Source organism: Elusimicrobiota bacterium, assembly GCA_026388155.1.
Classification (GTDB): Bacteria; Elusimicrobiota; Elusimicrobia; order Elusimicrobiales; family UBA9959; genus UBA9634.
The window spans coordinates 1-17,661 of sequence record JAPLKI010000007.1; the positions used below are offsets into that span (position 1 = coordinate 1).

18 protein-coding genes and 1 tRNA gene are annotated in these 17,661 nt (G+C 53.6%); 17 read left to right on the forward strand and 2 right to left on the reverse strand.

Features of this window, described 5'->3' with window-relative positions:
- Window positions 1-454, forward strand: a 454-nt coding sequence (locus NTX59_02310) for a hypothetical protein (GenBank protein ID MCX5784499.1), incomplete at its 5' end; no start/stop codon positions are given.
- Window positions 376-1,935: a recombinase family protein gene (locus NTX59_02315; protein ID MCX5784500.1), complete on the forward strand. Its 1,560-nt coding sequence runs from the start codon at window positions 376-378 to the stop codon at window positions 1,933-1,935. The genes NTX59_02310 and NTX59_02315, both read left to right, overlap by 79 nt.
- 250 nt (window positions 1,936-2,185) lie before the next feature.
- Here NTX59_02315 and ygiD read toward each other — a convergent pair whose 3' ends face one another.
- Complete coding sequence (ygiD, locus tag NTX59_02320) at window positions 2,186-2,917, reverse strand: 4,5-DOPA dioxygenase extradiol (GenBank protein MCX5784501.1); 732 nt, start codon at window positions 2,915-2,917, stop codon at window positions 2,186-2,188.
- Between the two features lie 172 nt (window positions 2,918-3,089).
- On the opposite strand from ygiD, the gene NTX59_02325 reads away from it, so the two are divergent.
- From NTX59_02325 to NTX59_02390, 14 genes are all read left to right on the forward strand, one after another.
- Window positions 3,090-4,691, forward strand: a complete 1,602-nt coding sequence (locus tag NTX59_02325; protein MCX5784502.1) for a peptide chain release factor 3 — start codon at window positions 3,090-3,092, stop codon at window positions 4,689-4,691.
- 196 nt (window positions 4,692-4,887) lie between these two features.
- Complete coding sequence (locus NTX59_02330; protein MCX5784503.1) at window positions 4,888-5,193, forward strand: PqqD family protein; 306 nt, start codon at window positions 4,888-4,890, stop codon at window positions 5,191-5,193.
- A 71-nt stretch (window positions 5,194-5,264) separates the two neighbouring features.
- The gene (locus NTX59_02335; protein MCX5784504.1) at window positions 5,265-7,199 is read left to right on the forward strand and encodes an asparagine synthase-related protein; all 1,935 of its coding nucleotides are present in this window, start codon (window positions 5,265-5,267) and stop codon (window positions 7,197-7,199) included.
- An 18-nt stretch (window positions 7,200-7,217) separates the two neighbouring features.
- Window positions 7,218-7,394, forward strand: coding sequence for a hypothetical protein (locus NTX59_02340; GenBank protein ID MCX5784505.1), 177 nt, complete (start codon window positions 7,218-7,220; stop codon window positions 7,392-7,394).
- A 57-nt stretch (window positions 7,395-7,451) separates the two neighbouring features.
- Complete coding sequence (locus tag NTX59_02345) at window positions 7,452-7,631, forward strand: hypothetical protein (GenBank protein ID MCX5784506.1); 180 nt, start codon at window positions 7,452-7,454, stop codon at window positions 7,629-7,631.
- A 111-nt stretch (window positions 7,632-7,742) separates the two neighbouring features.
- Window positions 7,743-8,861 (forward strand): PqqD family peptide modification chaperone, encoded by a 1,119-nt coding sequence (locus NTX59_02350; protein MCX5784507.1) that lies wholly within the window; start codon window positions 7,743-7,745, stop codon window positions 8,859-8,861.
- Window positions 8,858-9,817: a glycosyltransferase family 2 protein gene (locus NTX59_02355; protein MCX5784508.1), complete on the forward strand. Its 960-nt coding sequence runs from the start codon at window positions 8,858-8,860 to the stop codon at window positions 9,815-9,817. Before NTX59_02350 ends, NTX59_02355 begins: the two co-directional genes overlap by 4 nt.
- Entirely contained in the window at window positions 9,807-10,766 is a 960-nt protein-coding gene (locus NTX59_02360) for a hypothetical protein (protein ID MCX5784509.1), read from the forward strand. The genes NTX59_02355 and NTX59_02360 overlap by 11 nt, the downstream gene beginning before the upstream one ends.
- Before the next feature lie 66 nt (window positions 10,767-10,832).
- Window positions 10,833-11,312 (forward strand): lasso peptide biosynthesis B2 protein, encoded by a 480-nt coding sequence (locus tag NTX59_02365; GenBank protein ID MCX5784510.1) that lies wholly within the window; start codon window positions 10,833-10,835, stop codon window positions 11,310-11,312.
- Window positions 11,313-11,339: 27 nt separating this feature from the next.
- Window positions 11,340-11,906: a hypothetical protein gene (locus tag NTX59_02370; protein ID MCX5784511.1), complete on the forward strand. Its 567-nt coding sequence runs from the start codon at window positions 11,340-11,342 to the stop codon at window positions 11,904-11,906.
- Window positions 11,907-11,949: 43 nt separating this feature from the next.
- Window positions 11,950-12,174, forward strand: coding sequence for a hypothetical protein (locus NTX59_02375; GenBank protein ID MCX5784512.1), 225 nt, complete (start codon window positions 11,950-11,952; stop codon window positions 12,172-12,174).
- Between the two features lie 169 nt (window positions 12,175-12,343).
- Window positions 12,344-12,434 (forward strand) — tRNA-Ser (locus NTX59_02380).
- A 332-nt stretch (window positions 12,435-12,766) separates the two neighbouring features.
- Complete coding sequence (gene purE / locus NTX59_02385) at window positions 12,767-13,276, forward strand: 5-(carboxyamino)imidazole ribonucleotide mutase (protein MCX5784513.1); 510 nt, start codon at window positions 12,767-12,769, stop codon at window positions 13,274-13,276.
- A complete protein-coding gene (locus NTX59_02390) occupies window positions 13,276-14,229 on the forward strand; it encodes an L-threonylcarbamoyladenylate synthase (GenBank protein ID MCX5784514.1) in 954 nt (317 codons plus the stop codon). The genes purE and NTX59_02390 overlap by 1 nt, the downstream gene beginning before the upstream one ends.
- A gap of 159 nt (window positions 14,230-14,388) precedes the next feature.
- On the opposite strand, the gene NTX59_02395 is transcribed toward NTX59_02390, so the two are convergent.
- The gene (locus NTX59_02395; GenBank protein ID MCX5784515.1) at window positions 14,389-16,359 is read right to left on the reverse strand and encodes a hypothetical protein; all 1,971 of its coding nucleotides are present in this window, start codon (window positions 16,357-16,359) and stop codon (window positions 14,389-14,391) included.
- Between the two features lie 116 nt (window positions 16,360-16,475).
- Here NTX59_02395 and NTX59_02400 point away from each other — a divergent pair, with 116 nt between their 5' ends.
- A complete protein-coding gene (locus tag NTX59_02400) occupies window positions 16,476-17,639 on the forward strand; it encodes an iron-containing alcohol dehydrogenase (GenBank protein ID MCX5784516.1) in 1,164 nt (387 codons plus the stop codon).
- The last annotated feature ends 22 nt before the right edge of the window (window positions 17,640-17,661 follow it).

A 17,661-nucleotide genomic window follows, 5' to 3' on the forward strand; every position in this document is an offset into this window, starting at 1 on the left:
CAAAAAACACCGGATTTTTTCACATTGTTGTTTTTTTGACATTTTTCCGAATTCCCGCGCGCGCAAAGAATTAAAATTTAGCAGGAATTCCCCCGGATTTTTGAATTCAAACGGCGAGAAGCCCGGAAGTTCGGCGCTGGCGCGCCGGGAAGCAAAGCTTCCCGAACCAATCTCTTCCTTAAGCGCCGCCAGTAAGGCCGTCTTCGCTTTGCTAAGCCAAGTCGGCCTTACGCGCGGCGGAGAATTGATAGTAGGCCCTTTATGCCGGTTTCGCTTTGCTAAGCCAAACCGGCATAAAGCGCAAGGTAAAAGCGAACTTATACAAAACCACACAATAAGGTCAGGAGAACCAGATAATAAGGTAAGGAGAAACTTATGCAAAACCAAACAATGCGGTATTTCCTTTATGCCAGAAAATCTACAGATGAACCTGACAGACAGATATTGTCCATAGAGGGACAGCTTGCCGAGTTGCGCGAGTATGCCAAAAAGGAAAACCTTATAATCGTAAAGGAATTCATAGAAAGCAAAACCGCCAAGGAGCCTGGCCGCGAGATATTCAATGATATGGTAGCCGCCATAGAGCAGGGCAGCGCACAGGGTATTATTTCCTGGCACCCGGACCGCCTAGCCCGTAATTCCATCGACGGCGGACGCATTGTCTATCTTGTGGACACCGGCAAAATAACAGCTTTGAAGTTCCCTACCTTTTGGTTTGACCCCACGCCGCAGGGTAAGTTTATGCTATCCATAGCTTTCGGCCAGTCAAAGTATTATGTGGACAACCTTTCGGAAAATATCAGGCGGGGCTTTAGGCAAAAACTTCGCAACGGCATTTGGCCCTGTTGCGCTCCGCTCGGCTACTTAAACGACAAGAATACCCGGACCATCTTGCCGGATAAAGACCGGGCGGTCTTTATCCGCAAGACTTTTGAGTTGTATGCCTCCGGGGATTATACACTGGCCGAGGTGCGCCGTATTATCAACGGGGTAGGCATGAAAGGGCGGCATACCGCCCTTTCAACCTCCAATTATCAGTATATGCTCCGTAATCCGGTCTATTACGGCGTTATAAGGTATAAGGGCGAGATTTACGAGGGCAAGCATGAGCCGATCATCACCAAGGCCCTATTCGACCGCTGCCAAATCGTAATGCTTGATAAAAGTAAGCCTAAGGGCCGCCCTAAATTGAAACCCTATACCTACCGCGGCCTGTTCCGCTGTAAGGAATGCGGTTGCCTTATAACCACGGAAACACAGAAAGGGCATAATTATTTACACTGCACCAAGCGCAAGAAGCCTTGCGCTGAGCCTTATGTGAGAGAGGAATTGATTGAGGCCCAGATAAAAGGTGAATTAAAAACTGTTTCCTTACCCCCGGCCCTGGCCGCTGGGCTCATCTCTATGGCGGAAGAGGAAAGAGCCACATCGGCCCAGGCCGTGGCAGGGACCGTACAAAAGCTGCGATTTGATATTGATATCCTTAATAAACAAATGAACGCTCTTTTGGACTTGACCTTAAGCGGGGAAGTGACGCAGGTTGAATATGCCCAAAAGAAGCGTTCATTTATTGAAAAGAAAAGGTATTTACAAGATGATTTAGCAGCTTTTGAACGGGAGAGTGTAAATCGGTTCGAACCGACCTTGGAGTTTCTTAAAGAGACTATTCACGTCGGAGAACTGGCGGAGAGCGGAAAACCTGATGAAAACCGGGAAAAGTTGAAAAAGATCGGTTCGAACTTCCGGATTAGCGAGAAGCGGCTGACGTTTGAATTAAAAAAACCGTGGAAATTCCTGCTAAATTTTAATTCTTTGCGCGCGCGGGAATTCGGAAAAATGTCAAAAAAACAACAATGTGAAAAAATCCGGAGAGGGAGGGATTCGAACCCTCGAAGGCTTGCGCCTTACAGGTTTTCGAGACCTGCTGTTTCATAAGGTAGACGCCCGGCGCTCTACGAGGGGAACGAAGTTCCCCTTCGTCGTTCGTTATGCCGCCTTCGGCGGCCCACTCACTGTGACTCTGGCCTGTCGCGGGCCTATGGCGCTGTCCGCGACTGAACCCCTCTTATAAGGTACCTGTGCTCACTACGAAGGTATTCGCACGGGCTTATCATACCGCTTTTGTTCACCGTAATGGCGAAACTGCGCTTTTTAATTATACAAAATAAGAAAATATCGCCGGGGGTTACTGGATTATAAAACTTCGCATGGAAATACTGGCATTCTGCATCGATTCGTGCAGGAATGAAATTTGTTCATCTGTGTCTTTAAGGGCCAGGGCGTAAAGCATCGGCAGGTAATGTTCATTGGTCGGCACGGCGTATTGTGAGAGTTCGCCCCACTTTGAGTAGTTGATCAGGGCTTCGTGGTCGTTGTTTTCCAGACATTCCTTAGCTTTAGCGTCAAATTCAACTGCCCACGGGTATGGCTCGGCTTTTTCCTCAAAATCCATAATCCTCAGATTATGGACTATGTTCCCGCTTCCGATTATCAGCGCCCCGCGCTCCCTTAATGGCGCAAGCGCGCGGCCCAGGTCGTAGTGCGCCCGCGGGCTCTTGGTTATATCCAGGCTTAATTCCAAAACCGGCACGTCGGCTTTTGGCAAAAGATGCTTCAGCACGGCCCAAGCCGCGTGGTCTATGCCCCGCTTTCCGTCCGGAGTTATTTTAACTTTATGCGTACTCTCCGCAACAAGAGCCGCGTGGACGGGCGAGCCCGGCGCGGCATACTTGAAATTGTACAGGCTGTCGGGAAAGCCGTAAAAATCGTATATCTGCTCGAGATTTTTTCCTGAAGTTACAAAAGTTCCGTTCGTAAGCCAATGGGCCGAAACGACCAGCACGCATTCCGGTTTGGCCAGCGTTTTTGAAAATGCGGCAAGGTCCCTGGTATAGGCATTGTCAGCCAAAACGTTCATGGGCGACCCATGGCCGATAAAAATAGCCGGTGTTTTTTTAGCGTGTTTTGTCATAACAAAGATTTTAGCAAAACACGGGTTTGAAGCGATAATGAACCCGGTTTCAGTCCGGCTTTCATTGGGAGGATGCGGTACTTATGTTATAATAAAAAGCGCCGACGGCCTTACAACAATGACGACTGACAATCAAATTTCCAGACGGCGCACCTTCGCCATTATCTCTCATCCCGACGCGGGCAAAACCACGCTTACCGAGAAACTTTTGCTTTACGGCGGCGCAGTGCAGCTGGCCGGGTCCGTTACCGCCCGCAGAAACCAGCAAAACACCACTTCCGACTGGATGGAACTTGAAAAAAAGCGCGGCATATCCATCAGCTCAACCGTGCTTCAGTTTGAATACCGCGATTTTTACATAAACCTGCTGGATACTCCCGGCCACAGGGACTTTTCCGAAGATACTTACCGCGTTTTGATGGCCGTGGACGCGGCAATAATGGTCCTTGACGCCGGCAAGGGTATTGAGAGCCAGACGCTCAAGCTTTTTGAGATCTGCCGCCTGCGACAGATACCTATTTTCACTTTCATAAACAAGCTGGACAGGCCCTCAAAGGACTCTTTGGAATTGCTGGATGAAATAGAAAAGTCGCTCCAACTCCATGTTTTTCCCGTCAACCTGCCGCTTGGCTCCGGCCAGGATTTTAAGGGCGTTTATGACCGCCGCCTTAAACAGGTGCATTTTTTTGAGCGAGTCCCCGGCGGCGCTTTCCGCGCGCCGGTAACCGTTCTGGACCGCTTTGACGAAGAGGTGTTGGCAAGGCTTGACGCTATCACCCGAAAGCGGGTTATTGAAGAAATTTCGGTGTTGGACCACGCCGGAGAACCGTTTGACGCCAAGGCGGTGCTTGCCGGAGATATGACGCCGGTGTTTTTCGGGAGCGCCATGAATAATTTCGGCGTGCAGATGCTGCTGGACGGCTTTCTTGAACTCTCGCCTCCGCCCCGCCCACAAAAAACCTTGTCCGGCAATATTTTGCCGGAGGACCCGCGGTTTTCCGGTTTTATTTTCAAGATCCAGTCCAACATGGACCCGAAGCACAGGGATCAGATAGCTTTTTTAAGGGTGTGTTCGGGGGTGTTTCAAAGAGATATGCGGGTTTTGCACTCGCGCAGCGGCAAGAGCGTCCGGCTTTCAAGCTCGCACAAGCTTTTCGGCAGGAGCCGCGAAACCGTAAACGAAGCGTATCCCGGAGATGTTATAGGCATAGTGGGACATTCGGAATTCCGCATCGGCGACACGCTCACTGATGACGCTTCCATAGTTTACAAGGAAGTTCCGCGCTTCCCGCCGGAACATTTCGCGTTCCTTCACTGTTCAAACACGATACAGTTTAAAAAGTTTCAAACCGGCCTGGAGCAGCTTCTGCAGGAGGGCGTGGTGCAGGTATTTTCGTTTGGGGACGGCGCCCGGCGTCTTCCGCTTTTGGGAGCCGTGGGCCCGCTGCAGTTCGAGGTTTTGCAGCACAGACTGCAATTTGAATATGGGGCCGAAACCCGCCTTGAAGCCGCCCCCTGGAACATAGCCCGCTGGGCGGTTAAAACTCCGACTGAAGTTTTGGATGCGGCGACGCTCCCTTCCGGCTCCCGCCGGGCGCAGGACGCGAAAGGCAACACGGTCCTGCTGTTCCCCAAAGAATGGGAATGCGCATACTTCCTTAAGAACAACCCGAAGATCACCCTCTCAAAACTGCCCCCGGAAGCCCAGAAAACGCCCTGATTTTATTTACAAACGTGAACAATAGCCTTTTTAACCGTGGCACACTGGATTATAAAGTAAATAACCTGACTTTGGGGATATAATTCAGATTGCGATGAGAACTCGGGGTCCCAGTCAAAAATCATCAATTTGCTAAAATATCTACGCACATATTCTTTTAACAGTGACATTTAAAATCCATGTTGCCGGGATTACTATGACAAAAAAAGAGAAACCAACAGACCTTAAAAAAGAGTTTATCCGCAATACGGATATTTTGGCGTCGCCTATTCAGGAAGAGTTGGTAATGTTCGATGTGGAGGCCGGGAAATATTTTAGCCTCAATGGGATGGCCGCCGTTATCTGGCGGCATCTGGGGACCCCCGTAACCGTTGAGGCGCTGTGCACTGAGTTGCAGAAAAATTTTGACGTCTCTGCCGAGCGGTGCAAACAGGAAGTCGCGGCCTTTGTATCGGAACTGGAGGCCAAGGGCCTGATACGGACGCTGGAGCCGGAAAAATGACGGGTGCGTAGATTCAAAGACGGGATTCACACGGAATTAGACCATATCATCAGGAGAGAAATTACGTCAACATGAGCGCCATTTTTGGTCTGATCTATCTAGATGGAAGGCCCGTCACGCCGGAGCGTTTGGAAATAATGCGCCGCGCCCTGAAAGGCTGGGGGCCCGACGGTATCGTCAGCCGCATTAAGGGCTGTGCCGGGATGGGTTATGCCAACCTTCACACCACGCCTGAAGCCAGGTATGAAACGATGCCCTGGGAGGATCCGGATTCGGGGATCCTTATTACCGCCGCCGCCCGACTGGACAATCGGGACGAGCTCTGCGATCTTTTCCACATCCCCGCACCCGAGCGGCCCGCCGTCCCGGACGGCCGCCTGGTCGCGCTGGCTTTCAGCCGCTGGGGGGACGACACACCCTCCCGCCTGTTCGGCGATTGGTCCTTTGCCGCCTGGGACCAGGCGCAACGCCGCCTATTTGTCGCCCGGGATCAGCTGGGGAATACGGGACTCTTTTACTGTCACAAGCATCCCTTCTTCGCTTTCGCCTCATCGCCCCAGGCGATTCTTACCTTACCCGAATTTTCCGTTAAACTAGATGAATGGCAGCTCGCCCGTTATCTAGTAATCTTCCCCGGCGCGGAGAAGGGATGGTCCCACACCTTCTGGGAGGATGTCCGTTCCCTCTTGCCCGCCCACAGCATGACCGTAACGCCCCAAACCCTGCAGCTCCGGAAATACTGGCGCATCGACGATGCCCCGGTCGTCCGCCTGGGTTCCGACAAAGACTATATGGAAGGGTTCATGGACCATTTCCGGCGGGCCGTACGCGTACGGCTGCGCTCCGACAGGCCCATCGGGACCACATTGAGCGCCGGCCTGGATTCCGGTTCCGTCACGGCACTTGCGGCGGAAGCTCTGCAGGGCGCGGGGCAAACGCTGGCTGCCTTCACTTCCGTTCCCCTTTATCCGGCGGAACATCTGGTTCCCGGCGCCCTGGCCGATGAATGGCCCCTGGCCCGCACGGTGGCTGAAAAGTATAAAAATATCCGGCATATTCCTATCAATGCCTCCGGCGTCTCCCCTGTCGGAGCCATCCGCGACAGTCTTGATGTGTTCGGCTGCCCCCTGCATGCGGCAGGCAACCTGTACTGGCTTCAGGCAATAACCAGCGAAGCCAGGCGTCAGGAGCTTGGTGTGCTGCTGACGGGACAAATGGGCAACGGTACGGTCTCCTGGAGCGGCGGGAGGAACCGGATATTCTTTCTGCTTGCCGGCAGGCACTGGGATGAAGGGTTCAGCGCCTTGCGGACTTATCGGCAAAGAGAGGGCTGCTCCTGGTACCGGACTATGCGCCGCCATTTGTTGAGCCCCCTGCTGGGTCCCCTGTGGCGCAGACGACGGCTATTTGTTCACCCCTCAAAACAGCCCTGGGGCGAATACAGCGCCATACTTCCGGCTTTTGCAAGGAGGATGGATCTTCAGGCGGCCATGCGCCGGGAGGATCACGACCCGTTCTTTGCGGCACCCATGTCCCCCGAACAGGAACGGCGCCTGACCATCGAACAAAACTCGCCCGGGCTGTACATACACCACGGGCTTGGCGCGGCGGCCGGACTGGATGTCAGGGACCCCACTGCCGATGTCCGTCTGCTTATGTTCTGCCTTGGCGTACCCGAAGAAAAACACAGCAGCGGCGGCGGAGAGCGCATGCTGCTGCGTCGGGCCATGTGCGCGCTGCCGGACGAGGTGCGCTGGAATACTGCGCGGGGAAAGCAGGCGGCCGATGTGGGAAGGCGACTACTGGATCACCGGGAAGAAATGGAGGAGGAACTGCAGGCACTGGCATCACACCGCTCGGTTCCGGCCTATGTGGACTGCGGCTCCCTGCAAAGCGCCTGGAAAGAGCTCCAGACGGAGGTTACCCCTCATACGAACCATCGGGCGGCATCGCTGCTCCTGCGTGGCGTTATGGCCGGGCGTTTTATAATGAATTCACTAAACTAAATGAATAGAGGAGGAAACATGAAAAATAATGATAAGAACGGAAAAGGAATGAAACGGCGGGTAGATTCCTCTAAAGCGGTAGACAACAAATCCATCAAGAAGCAGTGGCAAACACCTGAGATCATTGAAGAGGATGTCCGGAAAACCGAATCCGGTAGTGGGATCGCTAAGACGGATGCGGGGATTTATTCATAGGTGTCAAATGTAAAGGTATTTATGCGACACTACACTAGAGACTATGGAGATTAAAACATGAAAAATATTGACAAAAACAGTAAAGGAATGAAACAGCGGATAGATTCTCCTAAAGCGGCGGATGATAAATCCCTCAAGAAACAGTGGCAAACGCCTGAAATTATTGAAGAGGATGTCCGGAAAACTGAAGTCTCCATTAATGGGGGGAAGGGTGCGGATCTGGGGTCCTATTCATAATAATACGCTCCCTTACAGGAGATTACATCTGACAACGCGACTGTCTCAATATTGCAGTCCGGAAGTTCAAAAACGGGATAATACCCCGAAGGATTCGTGATAAGGGAAGAAATGAACTTATACTATCGACGGAGCCCGGCCTTTACAGACTGCCGCAATGGGATACTTCACGCCCGGCCGCCGGACAGCAATAAACAACTGCGTTTAGAGGGCACAGGCAGACGGATATGGGAACTTCTGGAATATCCTGTCACGATTACTGAGATATCCCTTAACCTGGCCGGTGAGTTCTCAGGCGATGTTGAAAAGATCGCCGGGTATACCGGCAGGTTCTTGAAATCGTTGCAGGAGCGGGGCCTGACGGAAACCCGCCGTAAGGCGCCGTCGCCCGAAGACAAGCAGCGGTTCAGCTACCTGGGGCTTCTGAAGCGCGCCCTAGTCAACCTGATCTATCCCGAGCATGAGCTGCGGATACGGTTTCTCGAAAAGCGGGCTGCCGGCATGACCGGGCTGGAACGAAAGCGCTACCTGCGGGACATAAGGTACCGGGAACCGGAGCTGTATCAGGCGGTAATTGACGCCAAGCATGACTTCGGCATGTCGGACCGGGCGCGCTACGCTTTCAGCCACACAATGATCGGACTCCCGGGACTGGATAATCTGGAGCGGTGCGCCGAGGCGGTGTTCTCGGAAAATATCCCCGGCGATTTCATGGAGGCGGGCGTCTGCCAGGGCGGCGCTGCCATCTTTATGCGGGCGCTGCAGAGAGCTTATGGAGAGGGAGGCCGCCGTCTTTGGGCCGCCGATTCCTTCGAGGGGCTGCCGCCGCCCGGGTCAGGACCGGACGCGGCGCAGGGGTTTGATCTGTCAGAAACGAAGGTGCCGTCTTTGGCGTTTTCTTTAGACGGCGTGCGCGACAATTTCATCCGTTACGATCTTTTAGACTCGCAGGTCGTTTTCCTGCCGGGCTGGTTTACCGACACCCTTCCGACAGCGCCTATAGAACAACTTGCCATCCTGAGATTGGATGCCGACCTCTATTCATCGACCAAAACCGCCCTGGAGTGTCTCTATCCCAAGGTTGTCCCAGGCGGATTTATTATCATTGACGATTACGGTTTTTTTGCGGCCTGCCGTCAGGCAGTTGACGAATATCGCGCCCGGCACGGTATTAAAGAGCCCATTAAACTTGTCAACCGGTCATGCGTTTATTGGAGGAAACGAAGATGACGCGCCGCCCCAACCCGACGCCGGCCGTCTCCGTGGTCATGACGGTCTATAACAGCGCCGTCTTTGTCGCGGAGGCTATCGAATCCATACTGGGGCAGACCTTTGAAGATTTTGAGTTTATCATTGTGGACGACGGTTCCACCGACGGCTCGCCGGATGTTGTCCGACGCTACGCCTCCGGCGATCCCCGTATCCGCCCGTTCTTTCTAAGTCACGGGGGCAGTCACTCCGCTGTCAATTTCGGCGTACGGCAGGCGGCTGGAAACTGGATCGCCCGCTGCGACCATGACGATATCTCGCTCCCTTCCCGTCTTCGGACCCAACTAGACTGGGCGCAGGCGGCAGGCGTTGATATCTGCGGCAGCAGTTACGAAAACATGGGACTGCGTGAGGGGGAAGCGTGGTGTCCCGAGTCCCACGAAGCGATCTGCCGTGAGATGCTGTTCCGGGTAGTTATTCTGTGCGGCGCAACTATGATGCGAACCGAAATAGCCAAAAACAATCCCTACCGGGAGAACATTTTTCTGGACGATTATGAATGGGTAATGCGGATGGCTCCGAAGGTCCGTCTTGGGAATGTTCCCGCCGTACTATTGAAGCGCCGCTGCCACGAGTTGCAGGCCAGCCGCCTGAACGCGGGACGGATCAGAACTGATCTTCAAAGGTACAGGTTCCAATATTTCTATGCGCGGTACCCGCACACACCACTGGCCGACTATCTGGCACTGGCGCGGGTTTCCGACAAGCAGCCCATGACAAGCCCTGCCGAATTGCGCCGGGCGGGCGAGTGGCTGTTGGAGCTGGCCCGGCACCCGGACCCAATGTTGCGGAAAATGATGGCCCAACGCTGGCGGGAAACCTGTGACCGCTCTATAGTGTTGGGAGATAAATGCGAGACTGTCTTCAGGGAGTACCGGGAACGGTTTGACGCCGATACCGAAAACAATGAATACTGACGCCATATCCGGCTCCACTGCGGCGCCGAAACCTGCGACTTACTCCCTCTATGGCTTGCGGGTCCGCAGCGATCTGCCCCTTCCTCTGGCGCACGAAAGTAACGACGGCACCGATCTTACAGTCCGCTTTGCCGGGCTTATCCCACGCTCTGATTCCATGCCCCTGTTCAAGGAATGGCGCCGGGAAGGAGATCAATGGCTGTTGCGTTTTCAGAGCCGTAAGGGCCATGTGCTTGAATTTCGTTATGACCTTGGCGGAAAGACCATTACCATCCGCCAAAGCTATCCGGAACCGTCTAACGCGCTGTTCGCGCTTATGTGTCCCGCTATGGCCGCCGCGCTCCATCTGCAGGGAAGGCTTGCATTGCACGCCACATCCCTGGTGCATAACGGCGAAGCGTTCCTGCTGATGGGTTCGAGCGGGACCGGCAAATCCACCCTGGCCGCCGCCCTCGCCTCCGCGGGCCTGTCTTTCCATGCCGACGACATCAGCGCCCTGAGTTGGGATAACGGCCGCCCCGTTATTCAGGCGGGTTATCCGCGCCTTAAGGTCACTCCCCGGGTCTGTGAAGCTCTTGGTTTGCCGGCAAACGCTCTGCGTCCCCTCTTCGTTGCGGCTCCCGAGTATCCGGAAACATGGGTGGACTGCGCTGTTCTGCCGGGGGGCTTTCACTGCGGTCCGGCTCCACTCAAGGCAATTTATCTCCTGTCCGACCGCAAAGCCTGTCTTAAGACCCCACGCCTGGAAACCCTGTCCCCCGGCCAGGCCGCGATGGCTATGGTTCGCTTTCTATACGGCGCACCCTGGCTTGCAACTCCGACGGCTTCTGCAATGCAGTTTTGCGCACGGATAGCCGCGACTACATCCGTCCGCCGTTTGTGGCTGCCGGAAGGCTTGGAAAACCTCCGTGACTCTGCGCATGCCATAACTGCCGATATGAATTTTTAAATCATATAGAGGTTTTTTAAAAAAAGCGGTGTTTTAATAAGACAGCGGGAATATCGTTTACTGATAATGAATACCGATATAAGAATGTCATGGTTTAACTACTTTTACGCCGTTCCCGCCAAATGGCGCCGCCGCACGCGTGTTGAGCGGTTGTTATTGCTAGAAGCGTTCGTGCTGCTGGGCATCGCGCGTCTGACGGTGCTGGCTCTGCCTTTCAAATGGCTGTCCGGCTCTTTGGGCAGGCATATGAACGAAGCAGCGGACCTTGTCAGCGCCTCCGAGCTTGAGCTTGCCCGGCAGGTGGGCAGGGCCGTGCGTTCGGCCGCGAACTATACTCTATGGGAGAGCGTCTGCCTGCCACAAGCGGTCGCGGCCCAGTGGATGCTGAAACGCCGTCATATCGCCGGCACTCTGTACCTGGGTCTGGCAAAAGATGAGGCAAAGACGGAAAAACTTGCTGCTCACGCCTGGCTTAGTTGTGGAGGTCTCGTTCTTACGGGCGCACGGGGACATCGGCAATACACAGTGGTATCCATGTTTTCCTGAATCCCTGGAGGAAAGGTAATTCAACAGATGACCGGAACCGATATTACGCAGCCACAGGGTACAGAAGGCAATATCTGCATTGAATGCGGCTTGTGCTGCGACGGAACATTGTTCCCGAAGGCAATAATTAAAAACAATGATGATCCGGCGTTCCTTAAAGAGATGGAGGTTGAATCCTTTTCGGAAGGCGGCAAGCGGTACTTCCGTCTGCCTTGCAGGGGACAGAAAGGCAAATTGTGCGCCTTGTATAGTGATGAAAGGCGCTATGAAATCTGCAAAACATTCAGGTGCAGGCTGCTCAGACAGTATGCTGCCGGGGAAATATCCTATGACTCCTCCATTGCCGTGATCAAGGAGGCTTTATCACTTGGCCTGCGCGTAAAGGAGTTTTCCGGAAGGCTGAGGGCCGCTGGCATCAGCAGCGAGGAATTTATGCCTTCTCTTCTCAAGGACCTGAAGCTGAACGGAAAACTTGAGGATCTTTCGTTCAGGAGAACATATTCAAAACAGCTAATGGACTGCTTTATGTTTATAGAGCTGCTCAAGCGGAGATTCTATAAAATACCCGGCAAAGCGGTGGAATGCGCGAAGTAATATTTGCAAGAAAGGATCGCTCCGTCCTTTGCATATTCTGGATATGAAAAAACAAATTCTTGACGCAGCCAGGCGCTTCCGGCAACAGCTTCCCTATCTGCCGCTGGCATTTAAACTGATTAGACAGGCGGCCGGCGGATTGGCCCTCGTTTGGGCGGTCCTGCTTCTGGTCCAGGGACTGTTGCCTGTTGCCGCGGTGTATCTTACCCGGACACTTGTGAACGGAATTGAACGCGGGGGGACGCTGCACGATAACTCGATAACTTGAAGGGGCACTAACAAATAATCGTTCTGAGGCAATGAGAACAAAACAATCGAGTTATCGTGCAGCGTCCCCCATTCCCATCCTTTTAAAACGAATTTATACCTGTTTTGATTTTTGGTATACTCTTAATTGTCCAATGCCCGCATATCTGTAAAGTACGGGCACAACAAATGGAGAGGTGGCCGAGCGGCTGAAGGCACCGGTTTGCTAAACCGACATACGTGTGTAAACGCGTATCGAGGGTTCGAATCCCTCCCTCTCCGAAACGCTTTTAAAGAGAAGAACGAGCCAACTGCTTGGCTCGAGTGAGGGATGAGAAAGGCGGAGCGTTGCCGCACTTTGTGCGGCGCGAGCCGGGGTCGCGACCTGCGGCTCAGAGGCCGCAGAGTTGTGACCGAATCCCTCCCTCTCCGAACTAATTTTCGCTGACGCAGAAATTAATTCGAAGGATCAAGTAGAAAGAATTGAGAAACGAGTAAAAACGAAAATTAGTTCCCTTGCTGCTTACTCCTTGTTCCTGTCGACAGGTTAGCGTAGCCGACCCCGATCTTTTTTCCTATTTGACTCCGCTATCTCCTGTTTAAAAAGAGGAACCATGTCAAAAATAGCCATAATAATGGGGAGCGATTCCGACCTGGGGATCATGCGGGAAGCGGCGCTTACGCTTGAATCTTTCTCTGTTGAATGCGAAGTGAACGTTCTCTCGGCCCACCGAACCCATGCCGCGCTGCAAAACTACGTTAAAGCCGCCGTAAAAAAAGGCGTAAAGATATTTATCTCCGGAGCGGGGGGGGCCGCCCACCTGCCGGGGGTAATAGCCGCCATGACCGAACTGCCGGTTATAGGCGTGCCCATAAAAAGCGCCGCCCTGGACGGGTTGGACGCCATACTCTCCATCATCCAGATGCCCTCAGGCATCCCCGTGGCCGCCGTGGGAGTAAATGGCGCAAAAAACGCCGCATTGCTGGCCGTTTCCATGCTTGCCTTAAGCGACAGAAAACTTGCCGTAAAACTTTCCAGCTACCGCAAAAAAATGCGCGTGGAAATTCTTAAAAAGAACTCCAGGCTCCGGAAAATCGGCCACAAAAAATATCTCAGCAGGTAATGAAAATAGTAAAAGCCACGCCGGCGAATATTAGAAAAGCCGCGGCCATAATACGCCGCGGCGGGGTGGCGGCTTTCCCCACGGAAACTGTTTACGGACTGGGGGCTGACGGACTGAACCCGCAAGCCTGCGCGCGGATCTTTGAAATTAAAAAAAGGCCCCGTTTTGATCCCCTTATACTGCATGCGGCCTCGCTTGGACAGGCAAAAAAACTTTTTTTAAAAATACCGAAACCGGCCCTTAAACTGATGAAAAAGTTCTGGCCGGGCCCGCTGACTTTGGTTTTACCGAAGAACGACATCGTGCCCGACATTGTAACTTCCGGCCTTCCCACCGTAGCGGTGCGCGTACCGGCGCACCCCGTGGCACTAAAACTTATAAAACTCTCAGGCCGGCCTATAGCCGCCCCAAGCGCGAATCTTTTCGGGCGGCTCAGCCCCACAACCGCCACCCATGTAAAGAATCATCTTGGGAACAGCCCTGATATTATTCTGGACGGGGGGAAAACCAGCGTGGGAGTGGAATCCACCATCCTAACTTTTATAAAAAACAGGCCGGTGCTGCTGCGGGCCGGAGGAATTACCGTTGAAGAGATAGAGAAGACGGTAGGAAAACTGGTTTCCCGGCCTAAAGGTGCGAAAAGAATAACCGCGCCCGGCGGGCTTAAAAAACATTATGCCCCGGTCGTAAAGCTTAAACTGGTAAATACCGAAGCCGAGGCAATACCCGGCCAGTATTCGGCTTACCTTGCATTCTCAAAAATGCCGCTTGGAAAATATAAAAAAGCGGCGGTGCTTTCCGCCAGCGGCGACCTGCGTGAGGCCGCGGCCAATCTGTTTAAATGCCTTCATTCGCTTGAACAAAAGGGCGTAAGAGTCATTTACGCGGAGCGCGTGCCTAAGCATGGCCTGGGGCTCGCCATAATGGAAAGGCTCAGGAGAGCTCAGCATTAGGTATATGGAAAAATTGCCATAGGCCATATGGGCGCTGCGCCCGCCATAGGCCAGAGGCCATAAGCTATAAGAAAACTCCAAAAAAGCATATAGCCTACAGCCTATAGCGTACGGCATTTTTCTGCCTATGGCTTATGGCCGAAAGCATACGGCGATTTCTCAACACTTATAATATTTAAACATTTCCGCCATGAACAGGAACTGCGCCGCATGGGCTGCGGCCGGCTTTGGGAGCGAGATTTTAACCCGTGAGCGGTACTCGCTCAGGCGCTGGCTGAAAGCGGCGGCCGCTTCCTTTTCCGTGACCTTAAGTTTTTCAAAATCCAGTACCAGCTTAACCTTTGTTTCCTTCAGATAAATCCGCAGTTCCTCGGCCAGCTTCTCTCCCTGATAACGGTCCAGCGCGCCCTCAAGGCGCACCCGCAGCTGGTTTTTGCGGCCGTCGTATTGCTCAACCAGCACGGATAGTTTCTGCGGCACATTGTAAGCGGCTATGCGCTGGGCCAGCCATTCACGGCTGAACTGCGGCGGCGGCATGCGCCAGGAAGCGCGCATAAGCGCGGGGTTCTGGAATAAATTGAAGCGCAGTTTAAAAGAAGTCCACAAGGCCGCGGCCACGGCGCCCCAGGCCAGCGCCCTGTCGGCAAAGGAAGGGTTGCCGAGAGCCGCGTAAACATTTTTCTTAATACGGTGCACTATGGCGCGCGCGCGCAGCGTGGGGCCGAACAATTCTCCCGCCAGAAAAACGGGATAGCCCTTGCGCGCTTCAGCGGCGTAGCGCGCGGCTTTAATCCTAAGAAAGGGGTTGCTGGAGTCTTTATGTTTAAGGTAGCCGGTCAGCAGGGTCTCGGCCACGCGGTAGATGGAGGGGCCCAGCTCGCGGAAGTCGGTCCTGAAGCAGTATTCCTGGGAATTTTCTATTTCCGCTGCCGTCATGCGGGGATGTTCCAGCAGTGACTTGAAACCGCTGGCAACTTTCCAGTACTTGGCGGGATTCTCGGCGTATTCCCGGCGCAGAAGGCCGCCGGCGCGCACCTTATCGTAAAGCGGGGTGCCGGGATTCGGATTATAGATCATGAACTGGCAGAGGTCCGGTTTCATGGCCAGTAGTTTCTTAAGCTCGCCGCGGATTATGTCGGTGGTCTGGTAATCAAAGCCCACTATCATGGAAGCCAGGATCATTACGCCGTTATCTTTCAGTCCCTTGAATATCTCTTCGGCTGACTTGCCGGCGCGCTTATCATAACCCGAGCGTTCGCCCTCGTAACCTATCCACACGCCGTCCACGCCCATTTCGAGCAGTTCTTCCGGCTGGTAAAGGCTGAGCGCCTTGATGCTCGCGAAAGCAAAAATTGAAAGCGGCCGGCCGCCGGCCACCACCAGGTCGCGGAACTCAAGGGCCCGTTTGCGGTCAAGCAGGAACTCCTCGTCTAAAATAGTGAACTGCGCGTCCGGATTTACTTTGAGGTGCCTTTTCACCACTTCGTAAACCTGCGCGCCGGTGGAAAGCAGGCGCAGATGCTGACGCTTGAAAAAATGTGAGGTGGAGCAGAAGTCGCAGCCGTTAGGGCAGCCGAGCCCCGCGAAGATCATGCCGGTGCGGGAAATTGTTTTTGAAAAGATCTGCATCTGGCTTTCTATGAACGGATGCTTATGCTCAAGCAGCGGCGGCTGACCCAGTAATTCGCGCGTGAAAGCCACGCCCTCGCCCCGGCAGATATGATCGCCAAAAGGTGTAAGGGCCTCGTCCGGCAGCACGGTTCCGTAGCCGCCCAGGATTATTTTGCTATTCGGGGAATACTTGCGCACCAGGGTTGAAAGCTCCTTCATGCGGTGATAAGTGACCACTATGAAGGAAATTCCCACGTAGTCATAACCTTTTTTAAGTTCTTTTATCAGTTCCCGCTTTGAGGGATAATGCAGCGCCACGGTGGGATTGTCAAGGTTTTCGGCTATGTAATCCAGGGAGAACTGGCGGTGCACGGCGCGCGGGCTGAACATCCCCTGCGCCCTGGTGACCTGCGCGTGAAGCAGCTCATAGCCCACGCTCTGGGCGTCGCCATAGGCGGGTCCTATGGGGCGCATAATGCTGGTAAGTAAAAGTTTCGGCGCTTTGTTGCCTGTGGTCACTTAAATCTCCAAAATTTCCCAACCCCTGGTTCAATTATATAAAATTAACAGGGAACACAGGTGATTTGACTTAGAGACGCAACATGCTAGAATAATAAGCCGTCAGGGGAATTAAAATGAAAAATTTCACTTTTTATAATCCGGTAAAAATAATTTTCGGAAAAGGAACGATTGAAAAAATCGGAGCCGAGGCCGCCGGCTACGGCAAAAAGGCCCTGCTTGTTTACGGAAAGGGCAGCATAAAAAAGAACGGCGTTTACTCCGCCGTAACGGACAGTCTTAAGGCATCGGGCGTGGCTTTTGCGGAGCATGAAGGAGTAAAATCCAACCCGGTCCTTTCTCACGCCCGCGAAGGCATAAAAAAAACCAGAGAGAATAAATGCGATGTCATCATAGCGGCGGGCGGCGGCAGCGTGATAGACGAGTCAAAAACCATAGCGGCCGGCGCCTTATACGCGGGCGATGTCTGGGATTTTTTTACCGGCAAAGCGGGAGTTAAAAACGCGATGCCGCTGCTGACAGTTCTGACCATTCCGGCCACGGGCTCGGAGATGAACTCGGGTTTCGTATTGACAAACGAGGGCACAAAAGAAAAATTCGCATCCGGCTCGGCCATGTCTTTCCCCAAGGTCTCGATAATGGACCCGCTCGTCACCGTTACCCTCCCTAAAGCGCAGACGGCCAACGGCGCGGTGGACGCTTTGGCTCATATCGTTGAGGGCTATTTCACCACTAAAGATAAAGACGCCGCGATAACCGACGAACTGGTGCACGCCATTGCCCGCTCGGTCATCGCAAGCACGGACCGGATACTCGAAAACCCCGGGGATTATAACGCCCGGGCCTCCATGATGTGGTCGGCCACGCTCGCCCTGAACGGTTTGCAGGCCCTGGGCTACGGCGGGGGAAGCTTCATAAATCACGCGATAGAACATTCACTGAGCGCCTTGTACGATATCGCGCACGGAGCGGGGCTGGCCATAGTTATGCCGGCCTGGTTTAAATATGACCTGAAAACTTCGGGGCCGGAGCGCCTTGCTAAATTCGGCAAAGCGGTATTCGGCATTGCCGCGGCTTCGGACGCGGAAGCGGCGGAAATGACGATAGCCGCTTTTGAAAAATGGTTTTCCAAAATAGGCGCTCCGCTGAAACTTTCGGAAGTGAAAATACCGGCTGCGGACATCCCGAAAATAGCGGAAAACGCCATGGGACTTATAAACATGTGGGAAATAGACTGCGACCGGAAGTCTGTTGAGGAGATACTCCGCAAGGCGGCGTAATAGTAACACAGGTAGACAGAAT